The organism is Geobacillus proteiniphilus, from assembly GCF_001908025.1.
Taxonomy (GTDB): domain Bacteria; phylum Bacillota; class Bacilli; order Bacillales; family Anoxybacillaceae; genus Geobacillus; species Geobacillus proteiniphilus.
The window spans coordinates 1-14,849 of record NZ_MQMG01000069.1; the positions used below are offsets into that span (position 1 = coordinate 1).

Genomic DNA, 14,849 nt, shown 5'->3' on the forward strand with positions numbered 1-14,849 from the left:
TTTTTGTCATCACAGTCCCGCCGTGTTTTATAACTAAAAAATTTTAGCAGCTCGTCTCATGTGCTGAAATTTTAGGATAAAATATGGATCGCGACTAAGATGCCCGCGGCTAATAATAATCCAATATGTGTTGACCGGATCAAGGAGCTTGCTTTATTTTTTGAAAGAACAGCTCCAAAAACCGCCGCCACTCCCGCGAATACTATAGCCATAATGCCCATGTACTCCCTTATTTCCAACTCCCCTTCAGAGAAGTACATAAGGGCACCATGCGCTATAGCAAGCGCCAACGCAGCTGCGCCAATAGGCATATGCCATGTTGCTAACCATTTTAAGAGAGAGACAAAGAAAGATTTTATGTTCGGAACAGTTCTCATAATGAATTTAGCATTTCGTCTCAATGGCAAAAGCGCCCCTGCCAATAAAGCAACAGAAACCGCTCCCCATCCTAACATCTCTCCGCTTTCCTTGGCCATTCCTTCCCCCTTTTCCCTAGGTTCTTCGTATTGCTCTCCATGCTCATAGAAATGCTCTCGTCCATCATCTGCAAACACACGATTGACTTGCACCGCCGCAAAACAAATTAACAAATATGCAATTGAAATGCTTAATGCCACCATCCATTTTTTCATTGTTTACCCCTCGCTTTCAATAATGGTTGGTTGCGGAAGCGTCACAATGAATCGGCTTCCTCGTTTTTCTTCACTTTGTACATTAATCGTTCCGCCATGGGCATCAACAATCCATTTGGCGATCGAAAGACCAATCCCATATCCTTGTTGTCTTTGCGAACGCGATGGATCAACGCGATAAAATCTTTCAAATATATATTTTTGATGTTCTATAGGGATTCCAATTCCTGTATCCTTAATTTCAATCATCACATTTTTTCGATTACGTTCAACTTTTATACTGACCTGTCCATTTTCATTATTATATTTTACAGAATTATCCAATAAAATAAACATTAATTGGATGATTCTCTCTTTATCCCCATATACCATTATGTCTTCTTGCATATGGACAGTGAATCGAATCTGCTTTTGCTCCGCCAAAGGGCGGCATTTCCTGATCAGCTCATTGACGACAGGAAACAACGGAAACCATTCTTTTGTCAACGTAATCGCATTGGAGTCAGAGCGAGCCAACCATAATAAATCATTCGTGAGCTTGGTCATTCTCTTTAATTCATCCTTCATATCATCCAATACTTGCAAGGAAAACTCCCCTAATTTTCCTTTTTCTTCTGATTCAATCACCTCAATTGAGGATTGAAGAATGCTTAAAGGAGTTCTCAGTTCATGAGAAGCGTCAGCAACAAACTCTTTTTGCCGTTTGAAAGCATTCGCAATCGGCACCATTGCTCTGCCAGACATATAGTACCCGAGGACAACAGACAACCCTATAAATACAATGGACATCACACACAATACACCTGTCAACACTTTGACAATGTAGACTTGCTCCGTTATGTTTATTCCCGTATAAATCGTTCCGATATATATATTTTTTTATCAACACCTGTTTTCCTGAAAGAAGGAACCATATTTTCTCATTGCCTATTGTTACTGTTTCGTAACGGACGTCTTTATTGCCTGGACGCCATCCATGAATCCGATGTAAAATATTCTCTCGAATCTCGGGAAAAGATTCTTCTCCTTTAATGACTTCTCCATCACGCGTAATGACGTAATAAAAAAATGGCATGCTGGAATGATGGGCAGAAATGCTCTCATCCGTATCATCATCGTCTGCATTCTTATAATACCAATTGAGAAGCTCAAATTTATGCTCCATATATTCCTCTTCCGCCAAATCGATTGCTTGCTGCCGTTGTTTCGTCATAATCAACGAAGACACGATCATATAACTGGCCGAGGTAAATAAAACAAAAAAAACAACAATGAGACTTGCAAAAAGAAGGGTGAGCCGGAAGCGCGTTTGTTTGAACATTTTGTCATTCATCGTTCAGCCTATACCCTACCCCTCGGATATTTTGAATCAAAGTGCCGTCGTCCCCCAGTTTTTTCCTCAAAATCCGAATAAAAGAATCAATATTGTTGCTGGAAATATCGGCATCAAGCCCCCAAACCCGCTCAATGATTGCCTCTCTCGTCAATATTTGATTCGGATGGCGCATAAACAGATCCATCAATTGAAATTCGCGATTTGTCAATTGAATTTTTTTGTCTCCTTTTTTTATGGAATATTCATTTAGACTCAACGAGAGGCTTCCTACTGAAAGCTCTTCTCCCCGAAACGGCTGAGTCATTCTCCTAGATAAAGCGCGAATCCGGGCGAAAAGCTCAGAAAACTCAAACGGCTTTACGACATAATCATCCGCCCCGCAGTCAAGCCCAGTCACTCGATCTTCAACTGCATCCTTTGCCGTTAACATCAAAATCGCTCCCTGAAACCCTTCTTTTCGCAACGCTCGACAAACTTCCGTTCCTTCTTTATGCGGCATCATCCAATCAAGAATCAACAGATCATAATCCGACTGTTTGGCAAAATAATAAGCATCCTCTCCATCTTGCACCCAATCCACAATGTATTTTTCTTTTTTTAACATATAAACAATCAGTTTTCCGAGCCGTGTATCATCTTCTGCTAATAGAATGTACATATTCTCTCACCCTCGGCTGCGATTGCTTTTTGGCGTTGCTTTATAAAAAAACCGGTAGACGATGAGAACGAAAAAACAAACGACAGCGCTAATATAAACGTATTGCGCCCAGGTTTCTTTGCTATCTGTCCCGATGAAAATTCCATGGATGCTGACGAGAATGAAGCTTGGAAAAATGAGATAATGAACCGTTTTCCATATGTTCCGCCCAATCTTTTTCATAAAATCGCTCGTTATAAATATAAAGAACATGGAATAGAAAGCAACAATCCCTAACCCGGTAAAAAACGGTTGATATCTGGAGAGAAACGGGATGAAAATTTCTTGTATAGAAAATGGCTGATAATCATCAAAATAAAGCAAAAAACCGTGAAAAAAAGCAAGCAGAAAAGCAAACCATCCCATCATTTGATGCGCTTGAAAAAGCACATGGCGCACATTTTTACTGATCATGCTCGCATTTTGAATAACCCCCAAACAGACAGATAGAAAAAGAAGAAAATAGGAACTAAATCCAGCCGCCCGAATCCATTCCCAAGTTGAAAACTGGATCATCTTTAAACCACCAACCTTTCAACGTACCGCGAAACAGAAGGGGTGATCAGCAGCTGCCCACTTTCGTTGACGATGATGCATGCTGCTTTAGGAAAATGTCTGTTTAACCACCGAATTCCCTCCTTTGCAGACATCATGCACAGTATTTTGGCAATCACATCTGCTTCTGAGGCACAACTAGCGAACACAGTCGTTTGCACGACATCGCTTTCCGGATTTTTCCCCGTCTGACCGTGAATAATATGATGAAATCTTCTCCCTCTTACGCTCCAACTCCGATAAAGAACATTAGAAGTCGCCACTGCTCCCGCGCCAATAATGAAATTCGCAATATCTTCGTCTTCTGCAAAAGGATTCATGATGCCTATTTTCCGGGGAGCTCCCCCCCAAATCACCATATCCCCTCCAGCATCGATCATTCCTTGTTCTATACCTATCCCTTTTAATAAACGATGGGCCTGATCAACGCTCCATCCCTTTCCAATCCCACCAAGGTCAATTTCTTCATCAGTATGTTTCATGACTGCTTTTTGGTTTGGAAAAAACGATATACTTTTTCTTGAAGGTACAGAGCATCCACCTTTTTTGTTTTCTTTATATTCGAGAAAAAGCGGCTGTTGTTTTTGAAAAGGACGTTCATATCCCATATTTTTTAAGATAGATCCGACAAACGGATTGAAATAAAAGTCTGTTTTTGCCGCATATTGAAATGCTGCTTGCAATACATCATACAGGATGGGATGGATAGGAACAATCATCCATGACGGAGATTGATTTAATCTTGCCAATTCACTGTCCCTTTGAAAACGGGAACAAATCGATTCAAAAGTTGCAAACCAAGTTCGCATCATTGTTTTCCAGTCAATAGATATCTTATCCGTAATCACTTCTACTTTAATCGTTGTTCCCATTCCGTTGAATTCCAGTGATTGTTTCGTGCCCATAACTATGATCTCCTTGTTCGATTTTCCGACGGCGGCAACCCAGAAGATTGGCCCTTTGGCGTCAATGTAATCACTTCATTCGAGTATTGAACATCCCAATTTCCTTCATTCCAATCCAAAGACATTAATTCTTGTTCGCGTTGTCTCATCGTTTCATTGTTTTTCTCAGCAGTGGCAGTAGGGGAACTGTTAGTTTTCTGCTGATCCATTTCCGAGCTGTCTACTAGCTGAAGAAATGCAGTGAATAAAGTAACACCTCCCAAACCGGCAACCCATTTTACCCATTTGTTCGTTTTCATCCAAACGCCTCCTTGTTAATCAATTTGGATTTGCTCTCCAGTCCATGCTACTTGAAACCCTAGACCGTTAGCCAACACACTAATGGGAATATAGAGTTTTCCCTGCTCCATAAAGATAGGAAGCGGCATAGGTGTCTTTTTCATGTTTTCGTAAACCACCCTTGTGCCATTTCTGACAATTAAATAATGGTCACCCAACTGAATTTCACCTATTTGCGAATAAGGATAAATTGTCACAGAAGCACCTAAATATCTAGCTGTATCCTCAAGGGGTACAAATATTTGCCCTTGCTTAGGAATAACCATTATATAGAGTGGAGCTTTAGACATCAGACGAATCGGTACAATTTGTTTGGAAGAAATGGGAGTTTCCTCATACTCATTTGGAATATCTGCTGAACGCGACCATTTATACCAATATTCTCTTCTTACAATAGTCTGTTCCTCTCGATTAACCCCTTCACTTCGATACCCATGATTGTACTCGTCCCTATCTTCATCATAGTCTTCATAATCCTCTTCGTCTTCATACCTATCCGCATGACCTTTTTTTAGCTCATATTCATATTTTTCATTATCATGAGCATAGATAGAAGAAGTGCTGTATAACGCAAAAAGAAAGAGACATACAAATACACTGAGCGTTATTTTCCTCATAAAGAATTACTCCTTTCCTCCTTGTTTTTAACCTTATTGTAAACAGCGATTCTGAAAAAAAATGAAAATGGGGATTTTGCAAGAGATAAGAGCGGACGAAAGTATGTATGCTTATAAAGAACGACGAGAGACGGCAAAAAAGAATGGCCATCACTCGTCGTATTTTGGTTCAAAAATGATCTCAAAAGAATAAACAAAAAATCTTTTCCGCCCACTCTGCTCGAGTGCGAAATGTGAGGTTTAACGCCATTCCCTAAATCATTAACAATAGCACTCAACTGTACAACATTCTGCCGCTTCTTTTTCTGCCGCTTTTTCTTCGATTTCGATACGGCAGCACTCTTTTTCGTTGTCGGAACAGACAAAAACCCACTTGATCACTTTCATCATTTATCACGTCCTTTCGTTTTTCAGCTTTCCTTGCCTAAACGCCATCCAATCCTAAGCAACGCTTAATAAAACGGCCGACTATACAGTTGACACTTTTGCTCGAGCATCTTCTCCTTAATTCTCTCCCTATGAGACGTTTATGCGCCCGTCCCTCGCGGCGGCCCGTTTACGCTCAATGGCGATTGTCACAAAAAACAACCTAAAAGATAAAGCAGTAGAACAAAATCAATTATTTGCAAAATACAAGTATATATCAAACAAATCAAACAAACCCGTACATGCCCTTGCCTAAAGCAACAGTTTGCAACAAACTCCTGATTTTTCCATACAATCGTTTAGCAGCTGGATGAAAGCGAATGCCGGCCTCCGCGCCGCTATACTTCCATCTCTCCATGACGAATGTGCGGCATTTCGATTTGAATCGTCGCATGGCGAATGTGAAAGCGTGTTTCCACCAAATCAATCGCCCGCTGCAAAATCACCTGGGCGTCGCGGTCGTCTTCAATCAACAGGTGACAGCTTAACGAATCAAGCCCTGAGGTGATCGTCCAAATATGCAAATCATGAACATCCAACACGCCGTCAATTCCCGAAAGCGCCGCTTTCACTTCTGTTTGATCAATGGCCGCAGGCGTTCCTTCCATTAAAATATGTACCGTCTGCCTGACGACAGCAATCGCTCCTTTGAAAATCAAAACGGCCACCAATACGGAAATCAGCGGGTCAGCCACATACCAGCCGAACAACCACATGACAAGCCCTGCCGCAATCGCACCGACCGAGCCTAACGCATCGCCGAGCACGTGCAAATACGCACTGCGAACATTGACGTTCTCCTTCACATCCCCTTTGCGCATTAATGCCCAAGCACTCACCATGTTCGCCAATAAACCGATAGCGGCAATCAACATCATCGATCTGCTCGCTACGACAGGCGGATTCACAAACCGCCCAATCGCCTCCCAGAGAATCCAACCGGCAATCCCGACTAATGCCACCCCGTTGACCAATGCCGCTAAAATCTCAAACCGATAAAATCCATATGTTTTCTTCGGCGACACCGGTTTGGTCGCCAACCATACCGCCACCAAGCTCAACAGAAGCGACGCCGCATCACTGAGCATATGCCCGGCATCAGAAAGGAGGGCGAGGCTGTTCGTCAAAAGGCCGCCAACAAACTCGAGTCCCATAATCCCTACCGTCATCCCCAAGGCAATGGATAGCCCCTTTTTATTTCCTTCCCGATGATCATGCCCATGATGATGGTGATGATGACCGCAATGGCCGTGTGCATGGTGATGCATCGATCCTCTCCCCCTCACTGGTGTTGTGCGTGATCAATCGCTTGCCTTAACAGTGAAATGACATGCTCATCATCGCAAGAATAAAACAATGTCTTCCCTTCGCGACGGTATTTGACAAGCCGCAAAGTCCGAAGCAGCGCCAACTGATGGGAAACGGCCGATTGCGACATGCCAAGCACTTCCGCGATATGGCTCACATGGCATTCTTCCTGCGACAACAAATAAAGAATCTTCATCCGAGTCGGATCCGCTAGTGCTTTAAAGATACGTGACACTTCCTCGATCACTCTTCCATCTAAAAACGAATGATCCTCTGTTTTCATGGTTGCCCCCTCACACTTTAATATATGAGCATTTGTTCATATATGTGAATCATAAACCGCTTTTCTTTCTCCTGTCAAGCCTATTTCGCCCCACACTCCCCAAAAAGCTCCGAACCACAACCAGAATAAATAGCCCATCCACTCTGACACATCCATCCACGCACCAACGAGCAAAAAAGCAGGGGCCGCTAGACCCGCTGCTTTCACATTACGATTTCAACCGCACCGCCGTCCCAGTCGCAATGCACATCATCATGCCGTCGCGCAGCGTTTCAAAATCGAGATCCACCCCAATGACGGCGTTAGCGCCAAGACTTCTCGCCTTATTGATCATCTCCTTGATCGCCATCTCCCGCCCTTCGGCCAGTTTGCTTTCATACGTTCCGCTCCGCCCGCCAATAATGTCGGTAATACTGGCGAGAAAATCGCGAATGACATTGGCGCCTAAAATGACCTCCCCCGCTACGATGCCTAAATACTCTTCAATTTCTTTTCCTTCAATGGTATTGGTGGTCGTGACAATCACAGCTATGCCCCCTCGCGGCTCATAATGATGGGTGGAAGCACCCAATTCGATTATACTACGGCACATCGTATAACGTCGCCGATGAATCTGTCCGCGGTGCAGCCGATGCGGTATGAGTCCCGTACAGCAACAACTGCGCGATGCCGACAAAATACTCCGATTCGCGAATGATGTGATCGAGCACCACCTTGGCGGTCGGATTTCGGCTTACGGCTGTGCTGTTCGTTTTGATTTTCCGGCATAATTCGATAAACTGAAGGCTCTGCTGCAAGCAGTACGACACAAAATGAAGCACTTGTTGATGCAGTTGTTCAGGAACATAATGGCCGGCCCGAACCACCGATTCGATATAACGGACCGCTTGCTGATGCGTAACGGAAAGCGCCTCTCCCCACTTTTTCAACGCTTCCACATATGGCGCTTCCAATCCGGACACAAGTTCGTGAATGACGACCGTGTGCTCTTCCTCCTGATGCTTCCAAAATTCAATCTCATCCAAAATGCGCAGCGGCATGTGTGGACCATAATAAAACTGCACGCTCTTCCCTCCCTTTTTCCCCTCTTCTTTCAGTGTATGGGCAAAACAGCATCCATATGCGCAATGATCGAAACGATGACGGCCTTCCTAATTCACTTCCAAAATCAGCCCAGCGACACGCACAGGACGACCAGTGAACGGTTCATGCTAGGAGGCTCCCACCAAGCAGGCCAAAACCCCATGCCCCATGGATTCAAAAAAATCAATGACCGTAACGTTTTGAACGGCTTCATCGTTTTTTTCACAGAGACGAACACCGATCCCCCCTCACTGTCTGCGCCGTGAAAAAAGGGGCTGACCCAAAAGATTGTCCTTCTTCACGCAAGATACAATATATAGTTTTGTTAGGGCGTTTCGCGCGTATATATGGTGATCAGAAAGGGTGTCCCGTTACTTTTGGGACACCCTCTTTTTCTTTTCTTATTCCTGCACACGAATAAACTCATCATAAAAAGCCGCCAGCGACGTGTACACATAAGGAATCAGCCATAACAACCCGATGCCGAGCGTCAGAAGGGATAAAATCCCCCAGCCGAGAAAACTCAAATAAAGCAAAAAAAGCTTCCATTTATACCCTTTCATTCGCTTGTTGCTTTCACGAATCGCTCTAAGCGCCCCATACTCCGGATGGTCTTTTAACAAAAAGAACGTCTGCGAGTAAGCCAATGATTTGATAATCCCCGGGATGATGAGCAAAAGAGTCCATAGGAAAACAAAAATGCCGTACAAAATCGATGCGCCGATCAACTTAAGCGGCAGCTTTCCTTGCCGATACACGGTGAAGAGCGGCGCCACCGAAAGCGGCTGCCCTCGATAGGCATCCAAAAACACCCAATAGACCGCGATGCCGAGCGGAAGCAGCGCCGCCGTATACAACAAACTGATCATCTGGGCCGCAAAAGGCGGATCCTCTTGCGCCATCCAAGCGCTCCATCCACCGCTGAGCACCATTTCCAACACTGTTGGGATGACCGTATTCAACACAAAATACACGAGCATGATAAGAACTGCCATTCCCCATTGCCCTTTTAACGCCTGCCTCGCTTGCCTTCTGAGCTGCGATAATGTCATGATGGCTCCCCCTTGACTAATTATGAAAGTTAAAAATCCCCAATGGAATATTATGAATTATAACTGTAATTTATCATATATTCCTATTTTTATAAATATATAGATGCAATTTGAATCTTTAACATTTGTAGTTTTTACAGAGCGATTGGATCGACTGTCGGGCGAGCGAACAACGCCGCTTCCGGAACCATGTATGGGGCTGTGAAGCGGGTGATTGTTCGGTCACCGCCAGTCGAAAAGTGGATAAGCGACTTTTCCGTCAATGATATGTTAAACTTTTTCGTTGCATGTATATAGATCTAAAGACTTAGTCTTCAAACGGTATAGTCCAAAGACGAAAAACGTTGGGTTCCAATATGCGAAAGAAGGCATCCGCTGCAACGCCATCGCCCCCTGGGGCGTCAGCACCAACATTGGCGCTACGATGACAGAGCCAAACCCATTCGGGATGGAACGCGCCATGGCTGGCGCCAACTTAAACCCGCGCGTCGGAGAGCCGGAAGAAATCGCGAACATCGCCCTGTTTTTGGCTTCCGATGATTCAAGCTTCGTCAACGGCACGGTCATTGTGGCTGCTGCCGGGTGGACGGCGTATCAACCCGAAAAACAGAAAAAGCCGTCCCGAAGGTTTTCATTCACCTTTGGGGCTGGCTTTCTTGCATTCCCCGCTTTTTCGGTTCTTTACGCATGGTGTTCCTTTACGACCAAAACGTTTTGTACAAATGAATGGCTAACGCACTGACTGCGGTAATTCCGACAAATGAAAACAGATACACAACCGGCGACCCCGCTTGACCAAACACAGCCTCATTTTGCAACATATCAACGCGCTCCCACGCATTGGCCACATCAGGCTTATAAAGCTTCGTTTTCCAATACCCGATGCTGATCGTTGCTGCGAAATACACGATATGGGCCATCAGTGAAATCAATAAGGCTTGGATAACGGTTTTCAATCCATCTCCCTCCAAAACGGTTCGAACGATCGCTTGACGCTCTCTTGGATTCAGCGGCGGAACGCCCATCATCCACTTGATTTTGCAACACTTGAAACCTTTCCTTCTTCTTCTCCGGCGTGTGGCGGTTAAAAATCATGTATGCCCCGTCTCACCGCTTCACATACAAATACAGAAAAGACGGCGGGACGATAAACAGCTTGCCGCTGCCAGAAGGCTTCCCGAGCGCCCCATTTGTTGGTGTTGGGCTTCCGTTGGCAACAACCGAATTTTAGCGGTGACGACCAATTCCATGCGTTTCACCTCCTTTTTTTCAGTATATATACAACTTTACCATGTATTACTGAAAAACGAACCGTTTTTCGTACAAAAAATAAAAAAAGTCAATTCCTCCCCCACCTTCCCTTCTCTTAGAGGTGGGGGACTCCTTGCCTAATGCCGTTGAACAAAAAAATGAATGAACACTCATTCTTTATGGTATAATGAACACAACCACTTTTGCGGCAAGGAGGTTCCCCTATGTGGCTCGATAAAGTGATCAAAAAGCGGTTTGAAACCGAGACGGCGCAAAACGTGCGCATCGCCAAAGGAACGGCGATGTTTCAAGGCGTCCGTCTTACCGTCCGCTGCTTTGTCATCGATGGGGTGCTGATTGACACCGGCGCAAAATCGATGGAAAACGAATTTACTTCGTTTTTCCAACAACAAGACATCGACCAAGTCGTCATCACTCATTTTCACGAAGACCATACCGGCTGCGCGGCGTTTTTGCAGCGAAAGATGGGCCTGCCCATCTATATGAACGAACTGATGATCTATTATTGCCAGCAAAAGGCGGACTATCCGCTCTATCGAAAAGTGTTTTGGGGAAAGCGCGATCCATTCACCGCCAAGCCCATCGGCGCGACGTTTTCCTCCCGAAATGCAACGTGGGACGTCATTCCCACGCCGGGTCACTCGATCGACCATGTGGCGTTTTTGAATCGCGAAACCGGCCAGCTGTTCAGCGGCGACTTGTACTGTCAAGAGAAAACAAAAGTCATCTTGCGCGAGGAAAACATCCCGGCGATCATCACTTCCTTGCAACACGTGTTGACATACGATTTCGGCGACGTCTTTTGCGCTCACGCCGGCTATCTCCCGAACGGGCGCGAAGCCTTGCAGCGGAAACTTGACTATTTGCTTGAACTGCAAGGGATGATCATCGATTTATACGAAAAAGGAACACCGCCCAAACAAATCCAGGCCATTTTGTTTCCGAAAAAATACCCGATCGTCTTTTTCTCGGGTGGAGAGTGGGACTCGCTCCATATCATCCGGTCAGTCATTCAGGAATATGAGACGAAACAGGCGAGCTGAAGCGGGGCTGCCCGAAACAGCCACACGCGGCTTCGGTCAGCTTTTTTGCGCCTGAGGCTATCATTTTTCTGTAGTTGCATCGTGCCGTTCGCCGCCTGGCAGACGATGGTTCCCTATCCGCCGCTGTCTATGCTATGCTAATAAAAAAAGAGAAAAGGTGTTGGGTATGAAGCCATATATCGTTGTCGGAGCTGGCATTTTAGGCGCCTCGACCGCCTATCATCTAGCCAAGGAAGGCGCCCAAGTCGTCATCATCGACCGTGGTGACAAAGGCCAGGCGACCGATGCGGCGGCGGGGATCGTGTGCCCTTGGCTGTCGCAGCGCCGCAACCAAAAGTGGTATCGGTTAGCGAAAGGCGGGGCGAAATTTTATCCTTCCCTCATTGAAGAGCTGGAATCGTACGGGGAAACGGAAACCGGTTATGCGCGCGTCGGGGCGCTCTGTCTGCACACGGACGAACAGAAGCTGGAACAGATGGAGGAGCGCGCTCTCAAACGGCGCGAAGACGCGCCGGAAATGGGAGAGATCGTGCGGCTTCATCCCCAAGAGGCGAAGGAGCTGTTTCCGCCGCTTGTTGGCGAGCATCATGCCCTTTATGTGAGCGGCGCCGCCCGAGTGAACGGTCGGGCGGTGCGAGACGCCCTCATTAACGCTGCCCAAAAGCGCGGCGCCGCCTACATCCGCGGAAACGCCCGGCTCCTGTTTGAAGGCTCCCGCATCATCGGCGTGGAAGTCGACGGAGCGACATACGCTGCCGAAGCGGTCATCGTCACGGCCGGCGCCTGGGCTGGAGAATTACTGGAGCCGCTCGGCATCAAACTGCTCGTCACCCCACAAAAAGGGCAACTCATTCACTTGGAACATCCGGAATACGACACATCCCATTGGCCAGTCGTCATGCCGCCGAACAATCAGTATATGCTCGCTTTCCCGGGGGGCCGGATTGTGATCGGAACCACACACGAAGATGAAGCGGGCATGGACATTCGCCCCACCGCCGGGGGAATGCACGAATTATTGGACAAAGCGCTTGCTATTGCACCGGGGCTCTCCACCTGGACATATATCGAGACGCGAGTCGGATTCCGCCCGCGCACACCCGGATTTCTCCCGGTCTTTGGAGCGCTTCCGAGGTTTTCTGGCCTTTATGTCGCCAACGGCCTCGGCTCCTCAGGGCTCACCGTCGGCCCGTATTTAGGAAAGGAGTTGGCGAAACTCGTCATCGGCCTGCCGACTGAACTCAACCCAAGCGATTATGACGTGGCAAGCGCCGTCGCACCGATCGTTCAATGAGGGGGATCAGAAAAAGCAACAACGGATCTTCCACAATATGGACAACAGCCAACGTAGCGGCTGATATCCCTTTCTCACCGTCAGGGCAAAGCTGACCGTGTTTTGTCAGCTTTGTCCTTCATATTTTTTCAACTGCTCCGTCAGCGTTTGAAACCATTCCATATCTTTGCGGTCAAGCGCTTGATCGATTTGCATCTTCAAAATCGACACTTCATGGCGTTTCAACGCTTCATCGAGCACTTGCTCGGCCGCTTTCGCCATTTTCTCACGGCGCTCATGCCGCCGGACGTTTTCAAACGCTTGGTGATCAATGAGCCGAAGGTACGAAAAATTCCTTGCCTTTCCTGGAAAATGAAGCGTCAAATAGAGCGGCTCGTTCGGGTGCAGCGCCAAATCGCCCATAATCGCGGCCAGGCTCGTGCTTTTTTGGCCGCGTCGATAAAACACAAGCCCCTCTTCTTCCGCCATCGCAGTCGAAATGATCAGCCACCGCGCTTGCTTTTGCTCGGTTTCCGTAAAATGGACGTTCTCAAGCAAATGGGGGTGCTGAAGCAAATACTTGAGCACAAACCGGGCATCCGGATGCTTTAAGCGATAATTGTGCAAAAACGATGTTAAAAAATTGCGCTTTTCCAAATATGACACCCACCTCATCGCACTGTCCCCTCCTCCCTATTTCCAAACTCTCCTTAATCGAGCTAACTCTTGTATATATCCCCAAAATGAGACTGGGGACATGATCATTTGGTAAAACAAGACAAAGACGACAAAACCAATTCTATTTCTTCTGATCTTGAGATCCAATTTTCGGAACACCGATCTTTGATATCGGTATAGAGCCCAATACGCGATCAACGTCAGCGGCACAACCAACAACGTCATCGGGCCAACAATGTAATAATAACCGAAGAAGGCCAAAATTAATCCCGGTAACCAACATAAAGTATAGATGGTGTCTAAATAAGGGAGCAACAGATTCACCATCGTGAGGTATTTCACAAACAATTGTGGTTGCTGCCACGGTTTTACAACCTTCAATGCCTCGATCATTCCCCTTGCCCACCGAGATCGTTGTCTGCAAAAATGTACCCAAGAAGCCGGAACATCCGTAAACGCCACCGCATGAGGTTCAAAGTAAATTCTCCATCCTTTTTCTAGCAAACGCCAAGAAAGGACAATATCCTCTCCAATGGCATCAGGCCAACCGCCAACTTCTCTAATTGCCTCCGTCTTATATAAGCTATATGCCCCTTGGGCCACCAAAGTTCCTTGGTATAATCCTTGCATTCGCTTAATCGAAGCAATACCAAGAAAATAATCCCATTCTTGAATTCTAGCAAGAAGGTTCTCCCGACTGTTTCTCACTAAAACAGCACCAGCTACAGCACAAACATCCACTGGAGCCGACTCTATCCTAGCAATCAAATATCTTACTGCTGATCGATGAAGCAATGTATCGGCATCTAACGTTATCATCAAATCGGTACTAACATGCTGGAGTCCTTTATTTAACGCGTGGAATTTTCCTGGTTTCTCCTCTTTCAAAATGGTAACATCCAGTCCCAATCTCATTGCCGCACGGCGCGCTTTCTCTACTGTTTGGTCTGTTGAGCCATTATCAACCAATAACACACGTATTTCCCCATTGTAATCTTGCTTAGCAATATAATTTAATGTGTTCTCAATTTTATCAGCTTCATTTCTGGCTGCGATCAATATCGTTACCGCTTTGTCTGGATATTCAGTTTTCAACGGAGGCTGGCGATCAAGCAATAAACTAACAACCAAAAACGCGGTCAAATATCCGGGTATATAGGCTAAACCTGCTATAATCACTACAGAGAGCGGAAAACTTACCAAATGAGCCAAATCAAAAACCCATGGTATGGAGACATAAACGCTAAAGCACAGCCACAAAAATGCAACGATATGGCCTATTATAAATTTGTATTTAACGGGTATATAGGCTTTGGTCCTTGGTTTTATTTCAGGAGAAGACTGATTGAC

General features: G+C 46.0%; 20 protein-coding genes and 1 pseudogene. 3 read left to right on the forward strand and 18 right to left on the reverse strand.

Features of this window, described 5'->3' with window-relative positions; genetic code table 11:
• Positions 1-71 precede the first annotated feature (71 nt).
• The 14 genes from BRO54_RS17040 to BRO54_RS17095 all read right to left on the reverse strand — a co-directional run bounded on the left by BRO54_RS17040 (position 72) and on the right by BRO54_RS17095 (position 9,233).
• Positions 72-632, reverse strand: a complete 561-nt coding sequence (locus tag BRO54_RS17040) for a hypothetical protein (protein WP_074044700.1) — start codon at positions 630-632, stop codon at positions 72-74.
• A gap of 3 nt (positions 633-635) precedes the next feature.
• Positions 636-1,358: a sensor histidine kinase gene (locus BRO54_RS20660; protein ID WP_239691288.1), complete on the reverse strand. Its 723-nt coding sequence runs from the start codon at positions 1,356-1,358 to the stop codon at positions 636-638.
• A complete protein-coding gene (locus BRO54_RS20665; RefSeq protein WP_239691289.1) occupies positions 1,312-1,965 on the reverse strand; it encodes a hypothetical protein in 654 nt (217 codons plus the stop codon). Before BRO54_RS20665 ends, BRO54_RS20660 begins: the two co-directional genes overlap by 47 nt.
• Complete coding sequence (locus BRO54_RS17050; RefSeq protein WP_066233436.1) at positions 1,958-2,626, reverse strand: response regulator transcription factor; 669 nt, start codon at positions 2,624-2,626, stop codon at positions 1,958-1,960. The genes BRO54_RS20665 and BRO54_RS17050 overlap by 8 nt, the downstream gene beginning before the upstream one ends.
• 6 nt (positions 2,627-2,632) lie before the next feature.
• Entirely contained in the window at positions 2,633-3,181 is a 549-nt protein-coding gene (locus BRO54_RS17055; protein WP_074044701.1) for a ferric reductase-like transmembrane domain-containing protein, read from the reverse strand.
• Between the two features lie 2 nt (positions 3,182-3,183).
• Positions 3,184-4,125 (reverse strand): FAD:protein FMN transferase, encoded by a 942-nt coding sequence (locus tag BRO54_RS17060; RefSeq protein ID WP_074044702.1) that lies wholly within the window; start codon positions 4,123-4,125, stop codon positions 3,184-3,186.
• A gap of 2 nt (positions 4,126-4,127) precedes the next feature.
• Entirely contained in the window at positions 4,128-4,424 is a 297-nt protein-coding gene (locus BRO54_RS17065; protein ID WP_074044703.1) for a hypothetical protein, read from the reverse strand.
• A 15-nt stretch (positions 4,425-4,439) separates the two neighbouring features.
• Positions 4,440-5,081 carry a copper amine oxidase N-terminal domain-containing protein gene (locus BRO54_RS17070; RefSeq protein ID WP_074044704.1) on the reverse strand — a complete coding sequence of 214 codons (642 nt, stop codon included), beginning with the start codon at positions 5,079-5,081 and terminating at the stop codon, positions 4,440-4,442.
• A gap of 261 nt (positions 5,082-5,342) precedes the next feature.
• The gene (locus tag BRO54_RS20850) at positions 5,343-5,471 is read right to left on the reverse strand and encodes a hypothetical protein (RefSeq protein WP_275651059.1); all 129 of its coding nucleotides are present in this window, start codon (positions 5,469-5,471) and stop codon (positions 5,343-5,345) included.
• 374 nt (positions 5,472-5,845) lie between these two features.
• Positions 5,846-6,775 (reverse strand): cation diffusion facilitator family transporter, encoded by a 930-nt coding sequence (locus BRO54_RS17075; protein WP_074044705.1) that lies wholly within the window; start codon positions 6,773-6,775, stop codon positions 5,846-5,848.
• Between the two features lie 14 nt (positions 6,776-6,789).
• Entirely contained in the window at positions 6,790-7,098 is a 309-nt protein-coding gene (locus BRO54_RS17080; protein WP_074044706.1) for an ArsR/SmtB family transcription factor, read from the reverse strand.
• A gap of 208 nt (positions 7,099-7,306) precedes the next feature.
• Positions 7,307-7,624: a YbjQ family protein gene (locus BRO54_RS17085; protein ID WP_074044707.1), complete on the reverse strand. Its 318-nt coding sequence runs from the start codon at positions 7,622-7,624 to the stop codon at positions 7,307-7,309.
• A gap of 55 nt (positions 7,625-7,679) precedes the next feature.
• Positions 7,680-8,162 carry a DUF2935 domain-containing protein gene (locus BRO54_RS17090; RefSeq protein ID WP_074044708.1) on the reverse strand — a complete coding sequence of 161 codons (483 nt, stop codon included), beginning with the start codon at positions 8,160-8,162 and terminating at the stop codon, positions 7,680-7,682.
• Between the two features lie 420 nt (positions 8,163-8,582).
• Positions 8,583-9,233 carry a DUF975 family protein gene (locus tag BRO54_RS17095; RefSeq protein ID WP_074044709.1) on the reverse strand — a complete coding sequence of 217 codons (651 nt, stop codon included), beginning with the start codon at positions 9,231-9,233 and terminating at the stop codon, positions 8,583-8,585.
• Between the two features lie 334 nt (positions 9,234-9,567).
• On the opposite strand from BRO54_RS17095, the pseudogene BRO54_RS20670 reads away from it, so the two are divergent.
• Positions 9,568-9,828 (forward strand): annotated as a pseudogene (locus BRO54_RS20670) (SDR family oxidoreductase); the annotation flags it as partial.
• Positions 9,829-9,931: 103 nt separating this feature from the next.
• Here BRO54_RS20670 and BRO54_RS17105 read toward each other — a convergent pair.
• Both BRO54_RS17105 and BRO54_RS20855 read right to left on the reverse strand, forming a co-directional pair.
• The gene (locus BRO54_RS17105; RefSeq protein WP_074044713.1) at positions 9,932-10,189 is read right to left on the reverse strand and encodes a hypothetical protein; all 258 of its coding nucleotides are present in this window, start codon (positions 10,187-10,189) and stop codon (positions 9,932-9,934) included.
• 159 nt (positions 10,190-10,348) lie between these two features.
• Positions 10,349-10,483 (reverse strand): hypothetical protein, encoded by a 135-nt coding sequence (locus tag BRO54_RS20855; protein WP_275651061.1) that lies wholly within the window; start codon positions 10,481-10,483, stop codon positions 10,349-10,351.
• 225 nt (positions 10,484-10,708) lie between these two features.
• Here BRO54_RS20855 and BRO54_RS17110 point away from each other — a divergent pair, with 225 nt between their 5' ends.
• Together BRO54_RS17110 and BRO54_RS17115 are read left to right on the forward strand one after the other, a co-directional pair.
• A complete protein-coding gene (locus tag BRO54_RS17110) occupies positions 10,709-11,548 on the forward strand; it encodes an MBL fold metallo-hydrolase (RefSeq protein ID WP_074044710.1) in 840 nt (279 codons plus the stop codon).
• Between the two features lie 166 nt (positions 11,549-11,714).
• Entirely contained in the window at positions 11,715-12,842 is a 1,128-nt protein-coding gene (locus BRO54_RS17115; RefSeq protein ID WP_074044711.1) for an NAD(P)/FAD-dependent oxidoreductase, read from the forward strand.
• A 105-nt stretch (positions 12,843-12,947) separates the two neighbouring features.
• On the opposite strand, the gene BRO54_RS17120 is transcribed toward BRO54_RS17115, so the two are convergent.
• Entirely contained in the window at positions 12,948-13,496 is a 549-nt protein-coding gene (locus BRO54_RS17120; RefSeq protein ID WP_074044712.1) for a YpiB family protein, read from the reverse strand.
• An 18-nt stretch (positions 13,497-13,514) separates the two neighbouring features.
• A partial coding sequence (locus BRO54_RS17125) for a glycosyltransferase family 2 protein (RefSeq protein ID WP_239691290.1) occupies positions 13,515-14,849 on the reverse strand: 1,335 nt, incomplete at its 5' end.

Bases quoted from the DNA above. Each gene is read 5' to 3' on its own strand.
- BRO54_RS17040 (WP_074044700.1), bottom strand. From the start codon at position 632: ATGAAAAAATGGATGGTGGCATTAAGCATTTCAATTGCATATTTGTTA.
- BRO54_RS20665 (WP_239691289.1), bottom strand. From the start codon at position 1,965: ATGAATGACAAAATGTTCAAACAAACGCGCTTCCGGCTCACCCTTCTT.
- BRO54_RS17050 (WP_066233436.1), bottom strand. From the start codon at position 2,626: ATGTACATTCTATTAGCAGAAGATGATACACGGCTCGGAAAACTGATT.
- BRO54_RS17055 (WP_074044701.1), bottom strand. From the start codon at position 3,181: ATGATCCAGTTTTCAACTTGGGAATGGATTCGGGCGGCTGGATTTAGT.
- BRO54_RS17060 (WP_074044702.1), bottom strand. From the start codon at position 4,125: ATGGGCACGAAACAATCACTGGAATTCAACGGAATGGGAACAACGATT.
- BRO54_RS17065 (WP_074044703.1), bottom strand. From the start codon at position 4,424: ATGAAAACGAACAAATGGGTAAAATGGGTTGCCGGTTTGGGAGGTGTT.
- BRO54_RS17070 (WP_074044704.1), bottom strand. From the start codon at position 5,081: ATGAGGAAAATAACGCTCAGTGTATTTGTATGTCTCTTTCTTTTTGCG.
- BRO54_RS20850 (WP_275651059.1), bottom strand. From the start codon at position 5,471: ATGATGAAAGTGATCAAGTGGGTTTTTGTCTGTTCCGACAACGAAAAA.
- BRO54_RS17075 (WP_074044705.1), bottom strand. From the start codon at position 6,775: ATGCATCACCATGCACACGGCCATTGCGGTCATCATCACCATCATCAT.
- BRO54_RS17080 (WP_074044706.1), bottom strand. From the start codon at position 7,098: ATGAAAACAGAGGATCATTCGTTTTTAGATGGAAGAGTGATCGAGGAA.
- BRO54_RS17095 (WP_074044709.1), bottom strand. From the start codon at position 9,233: ATGACATTATCGCAGCTCAGAAGGCAAGCGAGGCAGGCGTTAAAAGGG.
- BRO54_RS20855 (WP_275651061.1), bottom strand. From the start codon at position 10,483: ATGGAATTGGTCGTCACCGCTAAAATTCGGTTGTTGCCAACGGAAGCC.
- BRO54_RS17110 (WP_074044710.1), top strand. From the start codon at position 10,709: ATGTGGCTCGATAAAGTGATCAAAAAGCGGTTTGAAACCGAGACGGCG.
- BRO54_RS17115 (WP_074044711.1), top strand. From the start codon at position 11,715: ATGAAGCCATATATCGTTGTCGGAGCTGGCATTTTAGGCGCCTCGACC.
- BRO54_RS17120 (WP_074044712.1), bottom strand. From the start codon at position 13,496: ATGAGGTGGGTGTCATATTTGGAAAAGCGCAATTTTTTAACATCGTTT.